Consider the following 13,168-nt stretch of genomic DNA (forward strand, 5'->3'; position numbering starts at 1 on the left):
CTCCATCCCCTTGTGGGTGGAGAGGGACAGCCGCCCCGCCGCTTGGGGCATTGGGCATTGGGCATTGGTAATTTCTTCCCCATGCCCGATGCCCCATGCCCGATGCCCAAAAACTCCATCCCCTTGTGGGTGGAGTTTTTCATCTGCAAATTCTCCATCGGCGCGGATAAGTTGACGAAAAGCGGATGGCGTTTGATTGAGGATGGTAACGCTTTCTTGTTGTAACAGCTGGCGAAAAGCTTCGGGAGAACGACTGGCTAAATAGGGAACTACAACTAGTTTCCCTCCATATAATAAAGCTCCCCAAATTTCCCACACAGAAAAGTCAAAGGCGAAGGAATGAAATAATGTCCAAACGTCGTTTTCATTAAAGTCAAACCACGCTTGTGTATTCCCCATCAATCTGACTACGTTGTAATGGGTGACTAAACAGCCTTTGGGTTGTCCGGTGGAACCACTGGTGTAAATAATATAAGCTGCTTGTTGGGGAATAATTTCGGCATTTACGGTAATATCTGCGGTCAATTTTATATTGTCAATGACCAAGATTTCCCCTAACTTAACTGGTAGCTGAGAAAGTAAATTTTCTGTGGTTAATATCAGGCTAATACCACTATCTTCAGCGATGAAACTTAGCCTTTCTAGGGGATATTGGGGATCTAAAGGTACATAAGTCCCGCCAGCTTTTAAAACTGCTAGTAACGAAATTACTAACGCTGCACTGCGTTCTTGAAAAATTCCGACTCTTGTTTCTCTGCCAACGCCTTTTTGTTGCAAAATCGCCGCTAATTGCTGAGAACGTTCATCTAGTTGCTGATAAGTTAATTTTTCTTCGGCGCTGCTAATAGCAATGTTATCGGAATATTTACGGGCGCTATGAATAAACAGTTCAACTAAGTTTGTCGGTTCCCATTTAGCAGTTTCTTTACTCGCACCTAAAACTAAAAGTTCTTGACGTTCCGCGTTTGTTAACATCGGTAAGGCGTTAATGTTAACATCCGGGCGATTCACAACATTAATTAACAGTTGTTGATAATGCGTTAATAACCTTTGGGCTGTTTCTGAGGCGAACAAGTCGGTGTTATATTCTAGTGCAACTTGCCATCCCGATTCAGAGGGTTCTAGCATCAAACTCAAATCAAACTTAGCGCCGCCATTATCTATATATATAGGTGTCGCTGTCAGTCCTGGTAATTGAATTTCGCCGATGGGTGCATTTTGTAAGACAAACAGAGTTTGAAAAATCGGCGAACGGCTAGGATCTCGTTGGATTTGCAGTTTCTCTATTAACAGTTCTAAAGGGACATCTTGATTAGCATAAGCTGCTACACAAGTTTGGCGGATGCTGCGGAGAAATTCCCTAAATGTGGGTTGCCCAGACAAGTCACCACGTAAAGCTATACTGTTAACGAAACAACCGATGAGATGGGCAATTTCACTCTGTTGCCGATTAGCGATCGCACTGCCAACAATAATATCAGTTTGACCAGAATAACGAAATAATAAAACTTGATAAACTGCTAATGCCACCATAAAAAAGGTAGCACCTTCGGCTTTTCCTAATGCTTCTAACGCCGATGTGAGAGATGGTGACAGAGGTTCTCGCAACACCGCACCAGAAAAAGTTTGGGTAGCTGGACGTTGTTTATCTAAAGGTAAATCTAAAATTGGTAAAGGTGCTAGGAGGTTATTTGACCAATTAGTTAATTGTTGTTGAATAGGCTGGGTTTTTAACCAATTTAACTGCCATTCAGCATAATCTCCATATTGAATTGGCAATTCTGGTAAAGCGACTTTTTTACCAGTAACAAATGCACGATAAAATTTTGTTAATTCTTGAACAAATATACCCAAAGACCAACCATCACTAATAATATGATGCAAATTCACTAACAGAATATGCTCTTGTGGGGATATCTCATATAAAACTACCCTCATCAACGGCCCGGTGACAAGGTTGAAGGGAATTTGCGCTTCTGTTTCTAAAATACTGTGAATATTATCTGCTGGTAAATCGAGAATCTTTTGCTCTAAAAAAAATTCCTGTTCGCTGTGGATTAGTTGAACAGGTTCACCATTTTCTATAGCAAAGGTTGTCCTGAGAATCTCATGGCGATGAATAATTTGCCGACAGGATTTCTCTAAAGCTACTTGGTCAAGATTACCAACTAAGCGTAAAGCAATCGGAATATTATAGGCAATATTGCCAGGATTTAAGATTTCCTGATACCATATCTGCCTTTGCGCCAAAGACAAAGGCAATACATAAACTTCCATATATTCCAGTATATTTAATTACTTGGAGACTGATTCAGTTTGAGATAAAATCTTTAACCAATACTCTTCATCAATTTTTTGATTACTGGTTAATGGTTCATTAATGGTAGATGCAGGTCTGGTAAAGTCTATTAATAATACAATTCTTGTTTGCTCGGATTTATTCCAAGCTTCATGTTCAAAGGTATCATCAAAAATTAAGCATTTACCTTCCTGCCAACTTCTAGTTTCTTTATCTACCCTAATTGCACAGTTATCGGGCACAATTACCCCCAAGTGACAGCGCAGTACAGCTTGAGTTGCGCCAAAATGCGGCCCGATATAAGTACCAGGAGCTAAAGAAGAAAACCCTGCTGTGAGCATACCAGGGATTGCTTCCACTAACTTAGTTGTTTCTGGACATAATCGACAATTTTCGGCGATTTTTTGCCCAAAGGCATAAAGTCCAAAAACTTCCCAGCCTTGGTTGTAAATATTTTTTTCTGGCCAATCAATAAAGTTTTTAGGTTGTAACTGCTCTAATTCTTGACGCACAGTTAACCAATTGGCCTCTAAAGCTGTTGCAAATTCAAAGTCACTAGCTGGGAAAAACATTATGTTATTTTATTAAATTACTAAAGTGTGGTGTTGAATTTTTATGAATTTGGATTTGATCGTGAGCAGTATATCATGCTTTCAAGCTGATGTATAAAGTAAATCTTGCGTTACAAAAATTTTTGCTCGCCAGCTATGCTAGAATTTCGTCACAACTAAAACCTGATTTTGTAAGCTTTTCATGTGACATATATTTCTGATGGTACGAATGTATCAGCAGAAATATGTATCACTGTTTACAATTAACATTAAAAATTCTCAATTTGCAATTGCTAACAATTTAAAAAATTAATATGAAACTAGAAAATGTGAGTGCGATCGTTACTGGTTCTGCTAGTGGAATTGGTCGTTGTATCGCTTTAGAATTAGCGCGTGTAGGCGCACAAGTTATAGGTGGCGATTTGGATGTGGATGGCTTGAAAGAACTAGAAACAGCAAGTCTAGAACTATCAGGAAAAATTTATGGAATTCATTTAGATGTAGCTAATGAAACTTCGGTAAAAGATTTTATTACCCAAGCTTTTGAAAAGATTGAAAATATTAATACATTAGTAAATAATGCTGGTATTCTCCGTGATGGGTTACTAGTTACACGGGATGAAGAAGGTTGGCTACGGAAATTACCCACAGCCCAATGGAAGCGAGTGATTGATGTTAACTTAACCGGTGCTTTTTTGATGGCGCGAGAATTTGCAGCTGCGGCGATAGAGAGAAACATTAACCCCAGTTTGATTGTCAATATCTCCTCTGTTACCAGATCGGGCAATCCCGGACAGTCAAATTATAGTGCTTCTAAGGCAGGACTAGATGCAGATACACGCACATGGGCTTTAGAGTTAGCGCCTTTTGGATTTCGGGTAGCAGGTATTGCCCCAGGATTAACTAATACTCCCATTCTCAGCCGCGTATCTCCTGAAGCTTTAGCCCAAATGACAGCAGAAATACCCCTGGGGCGCATAGCTGAACCTTATGAAATCTGGCAAGCTATGCGTTTTATTATTGAATGTGACTATTTTACTGGTAGCGTCATTGATGTAGATGGTGGTGCGCGATTTTAATCTGCAAAAATAATCTCAAAAAATTGTATATTTCCCCAGTAATTATGATTGTGCTTGACAAAAATATGAATAGATGGAGAATATTAATGATGTTGAGATAAAGCTGGAAAAAAATATCTTTATCGGCGATTTTGATAGATATTAGGAAAGTGTAATAGCTCCTCCGATAAAACTTAGAGGGTGTTTGAAAAGTTTTTGGCTGTGATTTGAGATACTAATCGATCCCCCCTACCCCCCTTTTTAAGGGGGGAAAACTTCTTAAAGTCCCCCTTTTTAAGGGGCAGCCCTGCGCCCTTAGGGGTTCCCACGGCAGTCCGCTCAAGTCGGGAAACCCGCCCACGCGGCTGCCTCCCCGTTGTAGCAAGTGGCGTGGATTTAGGGGGATCGAAAACTTTTCATTACTAACAAGAGGACTTTTAAAACATCCTCTTAGGACTTACGCAACCTCTACGAATTCTTCTGGCGCTTCATCTACAGATAGCTTATTTTCATCAATGGGGGTATAAATATCCAAATGGAAATGTCTTTCATTTTAAATTTTGAATTTTGAATTTTGAATTTTTATGATGAACTATTCAGATATTAACGATATTGAACTTTTAGAATTATTGCTAGAAGAAGACGGAATCAACCAGGAAGCAGATCAGTTTGTTATTCCCCGGCGCAGTCTTCAAGAAGCGCCATTATCTTTTCAACAAAGACGCTTGTGGTTTTTATATGAATTAGAACCGACATCTTCGGCTTATAATATTTGTTCTGTATTCAGTCTGCAAGGGTTGCTGAATGTTGAGGCTTTACAGCAAGCTTTTCGCGAATTGCAACAAAGACATGAAAGCTTGCGTACCACATTTACGAATATTGATGGTGAAGCTAGACAAATAATTCACCCCCATTATCTTACAGAAATTAGCTTAGAAGATTGGAGCGATCGCTCTCTTACAGACACTGAACCAGAAATTTCTCATATAGGACGTTCGGAAGCTGATTATACCTTTGATTTAGCCACAGGGCCCCTCATTCGCGCGCGACTTTTTCGCCTGACACCACAGCGATATATTCTCACTTTGACTCTACATCATATTATTGCTGATGCTTGGTCTATTGGTGTAATTTTACAAGAAATTGCTATTTTGTATCAAAAGGCAATTCAAGGAGATAAAACCGGAATTGCCGAGTTAAAAATTCAATATGCAGACTATGCTGTATGGCAACAAGAAAAATTCAATCCTTTAACTTTAGCAAATAGCCTGAATTATTGGGAAAAACAATTATCAGAATTACCTATATTGCAATTCCCACTGGATTTTTCTCGTCCTCGCTTACAAACATTTCGCGGCGATTTAGTCAAATTTGAATTACCAAATTATCTCAGCAAAAACCTGCGCACCTTCAGTCAAAAATCAGGTGCGACTTTGTTTATGACGCTGATGGCTGGGTTTCAAGCGCTGTTGTCTCGTTACACGGGACAAGAAGATATACCCGTAGGAACTTCTATCGCCAACCGTCCGGGATTTGATGCGGAAAAACTCATTGGTTTTTTCGTCAATATGTTAGTTATTCGCACTGATTTAGGCGATGAACCAAGTTTTCGCACTCTAGTAAATCGAGTCAGAACAACGGTTTTGGAAGCTTTTGAACATACAGAAGTACCTTTTGAAACTTTGGTAGAACGCTTAAATATTGAACGCGATACTAGTCGTAATCCTTTATTTCAAATTGCCTTTACTTTATTAAATGCACCTAAACCAAATTTTGGCATAGATGATTTAGAAATTTCGATATTAGCTAATCAAGAAGCAGCGCGTTTCGATTTAGAATTATTCATTACTGAAAGCGCAGATAGTTTACATGGGGTTTTCTCCTATAATACTGATTTATTCAAACGAGAAACAGTAGAAAGATTTGCTCGTCATTTTTGTCAATTGCTCGAAAGTTTAGTGACGCAACCAGATACACCAGTAAGTCGGTTATCTTTCTTGCTTCCAGAAGAATTAGCACCATTAGTACCCGTTCAACCGCAGCAAACTTTTGCTGTCACATCTTGTTTACATGAAGTTTTTAGTCAACAGGTAAAATTACGTCCGCAGCAAACAGCACTCATTTTTGAAAAAACAAGTCTTACCTATGAACAATTAAATCATCGCGCCAATCAATTAGCCCATCATTTAATTAATCTTGGTGTCAAACCAGAATCGAGGGTGGGGTTGTGGTTGTCTCGTTCTTTAGATTTATTGGTGGCTATTTTAGCTATATTGAAAGCTGGGGGTGTGTACGTTCCCTTCGATCCTGACTATCCAAGCGATCGCATTGCTTATATGCTGGAAGATAGTCAAGTTGCAGTTTTGCTTACCCATAGCCAGTTTCAAGCACAAATTCCCCCCCACCAAGCCACAACTATCTTTATCGATAATTGCGAGGTTGAACTAGCAACACAACCAACCACCGCACCAGAGGTTTTAGTTCATCCCGATAACGCTGCTTACATTATTTACACCAGTGGTTCCACAGGAAAACCGAAAGGAGTCGTCGTTACCCATCGTCATGTTGTGCGGTTAATGTTGGCGACGGAAAAATGGTTTAAATTTAACCCTAAAGATGTGTGGACTCTCTTTCATTCCTGCGCCTTTGATTTCTCTGTTTGGGAAATTTGGGGCGCTCTTTTCTTTGGGGGAACTTTAATTATTGTACCTTATTTAGTCAGTCGCTCTCCAGAAGAATTTTATAATTTACTTTGCGATCGCAAAGTCACAGTTTTAAACCAAACTCCCTCAGCTTTTCGCCAATTAATGCAAGCTGAAGCATCACTGGGGAGAGAAGGAGAATTAGAATTACGCTATGTGATATTTGGTGGGGAAGCTCTGGATTTAGCCAGCTTAGAACCTTGGTTTGAACGCCACGATGAAGAGTTTCCTTTACTAGTAAATATGTATGGGATTACGGAAACTACAGTTCATGTTACTTATCGTCCCATCAGGTTACGGGATGTTAAACAACGTTTAGGAAGTTTAATTGGTAAACCAATTCCTGACCTTTCTTTATATATTTTAGATCGTCATTGTCAACCCGTTCCTATTGGTGTTGTCGGGGAAATGTATGTTGGTGGCGCGGGTGTAACTCGCGGTTATTTTCACCGTCCCCAATTAACCGCCGAACGGATGATTCCCAATCCTTTTAATCATACAAAACCAGAACGTCTGTATAAAACTGGTGATTTAGCGCGCTTCCTTGATAACGGTGAAATTGAATATATCGGACGCAACGATCATCAAGTTAAAATTCGGGGTTTTCGCATAGAATTAGGCGAAATTGCAGCAGTAATGAAACGTCATCCAGGGGTAAAGGATGCTTTAGTGATAGTCCGGGAAACTAGCCAGGAAGATATGAGAATAGCAGCTTATATCGTAGCGAAAAATCAATTTTCCCAACAAGATTTAACCAAAGAACAAACCCAAGAATGGCAATATACTTTTAACGAAACCTATCAGGGTGGTGACACAGAAACCGATCCAGCATTTAATATTGTTGGTTGGAATAATAGTTACGATAACCAACCGATTACCGCCGCGCAAATGCGTCAATGGTTAGATAATACCCTGGAGCGAATCCAAGCACTACAACCTCAAAGGGTATTAGAAATTGGTTGTGGTACAGGAATGATTTTGTTGAATATCGCACCGCAAGTTGAGGCTTATTGGGGAACTGATTTTTCTCAAGCAGCGATTAACCGCTTAACAAATATTCTCCAAAATCAATCTTTATCTAATGTGCGCTTGTTCTCTAGAGAAGCGATTAATTTTGCAGATATTCCCACTGCTTACTTCGATACAATTATTATTAACTCTGTTGCGCAATATTTCCCCTCCCTGGAATATTTACAGCAGGTAATTGCTGGGGCTTTACAATTATTAGCACCGGGCGGTAGTTTATTTATTGGCGATAACCGTAGCTTACCCCTTCTCAATTATTTCCATAGTAGCGTTGGCTTGTTTCAAGCAGCAGATAATATAGATAGAGAGAATTTTCAAATTCAAGTTAATCGCCTAGCAGCAGCCGAAAGCGAGTTAGTCATTGATCCTAGTTTCTTTGTTAATTTAACTCAGGCTTTCCCCGATATCGCCGCAGTTGAAGTTCATCTCAAAGCTGAAAATAACCATAATGAATTAACCAAATATCGTTATGATGCGATTTTACATAAATCAGGCGCAGAACCACATGATATTGTTGAAGTTGTTTGGCAAGATTGGGAAACTGCAAATCTCCAATTAGATGATTTACGAGATAAAATTAGCGCAGTAGGTGCAATTGGTTGGCGTGGTATTCCCAATGCGCGGTTAATTAAAGATGCAGCTATTTGGCAATGGTTGCAAGGTAATAATAGTAATATTAATAGTCAGAATATTGGAGAATTACGCGAATTTATTCATCAACTCGATTTAGCATCAGCAATCGACCCCGCAGATTTATATACTCTGGCGCAAGCAATCGGTTGTGAAGTAACTATCAGCTACTCTCCAGATTTAAATCATGAATATTTTGATGTTTGTTTCTACCCGAAAACAAACGATAAACGCCGTTCGCCGGTAATGCCAATTAGTCATAAAATAGGGCATCAAGTTGCTAATTATTACGCCATTAATCCTCTGAAAGCACGTTTGGCGAAAACCTTAATTTCTCAATTAAAAGCACAGGCGCGGGAAGAATTACCAGAATATATGCGTCCCGCATCTTTTGTACTACTAGAAAGCTTTCCTCTGACTCCCAGTGGGAAGCTAGATAGACGCGCCTTACCAGCACCCGATAGAGAACAAGAAATTACCAGAGAATCTTTTGTTCAACCGACAACACCCACCCAAACAAAACTATGTCACATTTGGAGTGATGTTTTGGGAATTGAACAAATTGGTATCGCTGATGATTTCTTTCATTTAGGAGGACATTCACTATTAGCAACTAAATTAGTTTCGCGAATTCGGGAAGAATTTAATTTAGCTTTACCATTGCGGACAGTTTTTGAATATTCCACCATTGCAGGTTTAGCAACAGAAATTGAACGTCTGGCGGAAGATACTAATAATAGTAGTAATGCAGCTTTAGATATTATCCCTCAATTTAGCGATCGCCAAAATTTACCCCTATCTTTCTCTCAATCGCGACTGTGGTTTTTAGATTTATTAGAACCCAATAATCCTGCTTACAACATCGCCGTTGCATTTCGCTTAGATGGAAAGTTAAATCGCGTAGCCTTACAGCAGAGTTTACAAACCATAATTCACCGCCACGAAGTATTACGCACCACTTTTGAAAGTGTCGATGGTGTTCCGATTCAAGTTATTCACCCTGCTTATTCAGTCCCCTTAATCGTTACTGAACTACAGCCAACAGAACAACTTCAAGAATTAATTAACCAAGCCATTACCACTTCCTTCAATCTGCGCAGTCTACCTTTACTTCGCGTTCATCTCTATCAATTAGCCGCAGATGTTTATGTTTTTGTTTTAGTCATCCATCATATTATTGCTGATGGTTGGTCGTTGGGATTAATCATTGAGGAATTATCCTTATCTTATACAGCATTTTGTCGCCAAGAAGCAGCCAAATTACAGCCTCTACCTATACAATATGCAGATTTTGCCCATTGGCAACGCACAACTTTTGAGCAAACTCAACTACCAGCACAATTAGCTTACTGGAAACAAAAACTCACTGGGAAAATAGAGGTTTTAGAATTACCCACAGATTATCCCCGTCCAGCGATCGCGCGTTATCAAGGCAGTGCAGTATCCTTTACAATCAATAGTGAAACATCCACAGCATTACAAAAATTATGCGAATCTCAAGGTGCTACTTTATTCATGGGTTTATTAGGGGTATTTAGTACCCTGTTAATGCGTTATTCCGGAAAAACAGATTTATTAATTGGGACACCAATTGCTAACCGCAACCGCAAACAAGTTGAATCATTAATTGGCTTTTTTGTCAATACTTTAGTAATTAATACTAACTTAAGCGGCAATCCTGATTTTATCAATTTACTATTACGCATTAAAGAAGAAACCCTAGAAGCTTATGCCCATCAAGATGTACCTTTTGAGAGAATAGTCGAAGAAATTCAGCCAGAAAGAAATCTCAGTCATCATCCTTTATTCCAGGTGATGTTTGTCTTGCAAAATGCACCAATGGGTAAACTAGAATTACCCGATTTACAATTAACTCCCTGGGAAACAGAACAGGTAACAGCAAAGTTTGATTTAACTTTGTTGATGACAGAAACAGAACAAGGAATTCAAGGACAATGGGAATATAGAAGCGATTTATTTGATGTCACAACCATTAAGAGGATGGTAGGACATTTCCAAACTTTGCTAACAGCTATTGTAGCTAATCCCCAACAGTGCATTACTGCACTACCTCTATTAACACCAACTGAGCAACATCAGCTATTAGTAAATTGGCAAAATAATCAAGTTGATTATCCTGAAGATATATCTCTCCATCAATTATTTGAAATTCAGGTCAAGAAAACACCGGATGCAATAGCAGTATTATTTGAAAATCAATATTTAACTTATGATGAGTTAAATCAACTTGCTAATCAATTAGCCCATTACCTCCAAAATTTAGGGGTTAAACCAGAGGTAGTAGTAGGCATTTGTATTGAACGCTCTCTAGAAATGGTAGTAGGATTATTAGGAATTTTGAAAGCTGGTGGTGCTTATCTCCCCATCGATGCAGCTTATCCCCAAGAACGCATCAATTTCATGTTAGCAGATGGGCAGATATCTATATTATTAACCCAAGAACAACTACTACCAAAATTGAGCCTGCAAAATAATGCACAGATGATTTGTTTAGATAGAGACTGGGAAATTATTGCTCAACAAAGTATAGATAACCCAGTTAGCGGGACAATAGCAGATAATTTAGCATATATCATTTATACGTCTGGTTCTACAGGTAAGCCTAAGGGGGTGATGATTAATCACCGTGCTATTTGCAATCACATGTTATGGATGCAAACAACCTTTGCTTTCCAAGAAACAGACACAGTAATACAAAAAACTCCCTTTAGTTTTGATGCTTCAATTTGGGAGTTTTACGCACCTTTATTAGTCGGTGGAAAGTTAATCATTGCTAAACCTGGCGGTCATCAAGATGTTAGTTATTTGCTGGAAGTTATCAACCAACAACAAGTAACTATTGTGCAACTTGTACCATCATTGCTGCAAATGCTTTTAGAACAAGAGGGAATTGAAAAATGTAATTCTCTTAAACATATTTTCTGCGGTGGTGAAACTTTACCTTTAGTACTGCAAGAAAGTTTATTGAAGAAACTAAATGTGAATCTGTATAATCTTTACGGCCCAACTGAGGCTTGTATTGATGCTACTTTCTGGACTTGTCAAGCCGAAATAAATCAAAAAAATGTCCCTATTGGTAGACCAATTCACAACACAAAAACTTATATTCTTGACTCTAATTTGCAACCAGTACCGATTGGTGTTCCTGGAGAATTGTACATAGGCGGTGCTGGACTAGCCAGGGGATATTTCAACCGTCCAGAATTGACTGCTGACAAATTTATTGCTAACCCTTTCAATTCTGTTAAATCAGAGCGTCTGTATAAAACAGGTGACTTAGTTCGCTATCTTCCCGACGGTAATATTGAATTTTTAGGACGCATTGATAACCAAGTTAAAATTCGCGGTTTCCGCATTGAACTAGGAGAAATTGAAGAAATATTAAATCAGCATCCAGATGTAGTTAATGCAGTTGTAATTACTAATGTAGATGCAGTAGGAAGTCAAAATTTAGTTGCATACATTGTCCCTGTAACTGAGCAGCTTACCTCAGTAAATCAGCTACGGAATTTCCTAAAGAAAAAACTGCCAGATTACATGGTTCCAGCTAGCTTTGTCATTATAGATTCTTTACCTTTAACACCTAATGGCAAGGTTGATAGAAAAGCTCTAGCTTCACTGAATGTAGAAAGAAAAACTGCATCCAACAACCAAATTTTACCAAGAACACCATTAGAATATAAATTAGTAGAAATCTGGGAAGAAATTCTCCAAGTTAACCCTATTGGCGTCACTGAAAACTTCTTTGATTTAGGCGGTCATTCTTTATTAGCAATTCGCTTAATTGCCGCAATTGAAAACCGCTTAGAATGCAATTTACCCGTTGTTACTTTATTCCGAGAAAGTACAATTGAAAAGATAGCAGCTTTAATAGAGCAAGAGCGGACAACCAGCGATTTAGATGTTTTAGTTCCTCTCCAAACCAAGGGAAATTTACCCCCCTTATTTCTCATGCATCAAGCCGGTGGTTATGCTCTTTCTTACTCCTTACTGGCGCAAACTTTAGGTCAAGAACGCCCAGTTTATGGACTGCAAGCACGTGGTTTAGATGGGAAACAACCGCCGTTAGCAACTGTCGAAGCAATGGCTGCTAGTTACATCAAAGCGATTCGCGCCATCCAACCTTCTGGCCCTTATTTATTAGGCGGTCATTCTTTGGGAGGATTAATTGCATTTGAAATTACGTCTCAACTAGAAGCTATGGGTGAACAGGTAGAAAATCTACTAATTATTGATACCCATCCCCCATTACCGACATTAGAAATTGAAACTTCTTTAGAAGATGATGCGGCTATTCTGTGCTTCATTGTTGAGCAAATAGCAATTCATTTCAACACAAATATCAATATTTCCTACGAAGAATTATCCAGCCGCAACCAAGCAGAACAATTTCAATATGTACTGCAAATTTTGCAGCAGTCTGAACTTGTTCCCCCAGATTCAGGAGAAAATTTAATTACTGGGTTAGTTAACGTTTACAAAGCTAATGTACAAGCAAGTCTGCGTTATCAACCGCAAACTATTAAAGCTGCTATTTCACTGTTTAAAACTGCATCATTGGCAGAGCAATTTCCTGACGATCCTACTGTAGGTTGGGAGAATTTAACCCAGGATCAGGTGTATGTTTGTTCTTTAACCGGCGAACATCAAACGATTTTGAAAAATCCGCATCTGCAAAAATTGGCAGCAGAAATTACAGCAGTTTTAAGTAGGTCGGCGTAATGAAAATACGGGAGCATCCCAAATGTGCAAAAACGCCCTCACCCTATAAGGGCTTGTCATTACCAACATCTTTTAAAGTGGAAATGGGGTGTATTAGAGTCAGAGTATGAAATTAGAAAATTTCACAGACCTCCAAACTTGGGCAGTTGAACAATGGGG

At 39.0% G+C, this 13,168-nt stretch carries 4 protein-coding genes; 2 read left to right on the plus strand and 2 right to left on the minus strand.

The annotated features are described in order from the left end of the window. Positions 1-2,277 (minus strand): non-ribosomal peptide synthetase (locus H6G08_RS35970; RefSeq protein WP_190551964.1); only part of this gene is annotated, 2,277 nt, incomplete at its 3' end. An 18-nt stretch (positions 2,278-2,295) separates the two neighbouring features. After that, a complete protein-coding gene (locus H6G08_RS35975) occupies positions 2,296-2,871 on the minus strand; it encodes an aspartyl/asparaginyl beta-hydroxylase domain-containing protein (RefSeq protein WP_190551966.1) in 576 nt (191 codons plus the stop codon). 293 nt (positions 2,872-3,164) lie between these two features. On the opposite strand from H6G08_RS35975, the gene H6G08_RS35980 reads away from it, so the two are divergent. Together H6G08_RS35980 and H6G08_RS35985 are read left to right on the plus strand one after the other, a co-directional pair. Beyond that, positions 3,165-3,929 (plus strand): SDR family oxidoreductase, encoded by a 765-nt coding sequence (locus H6G08_RS35980; protein WP_190551968.1) that lies wholly within the window; start codon positions 3,165-3,167, stop codon positions 3,927-3,929. A gap of 563 nt (positions 3,930-4,492) precedes the next feature. After that, positions 4,493-13,009 carry a non-ribosomal peptide synthetase gene (locus H6G08_RS35985; RefSeq protein ID WP_190551970.1) on the plus strand — a complete coding sequence of 2,839 codons (8,517 nt, stop codon included), beginning with the start codon at positions 4,493-4,495 and terminating at the stop codon, positions 13,007-13,009. Positions 13,010-13,168 lie beyond the last annotated feature (159 nt).

The organism is Calothrix anomala FACHB-343, assembly GCF_014696435.1.
Classification (GTDB): Bacteria; Cyanobacteriota; Cyanobacteriia; order Cyanobacteriales; family Nostocaceae; genus Aulosira; species Aulosira anomala_A.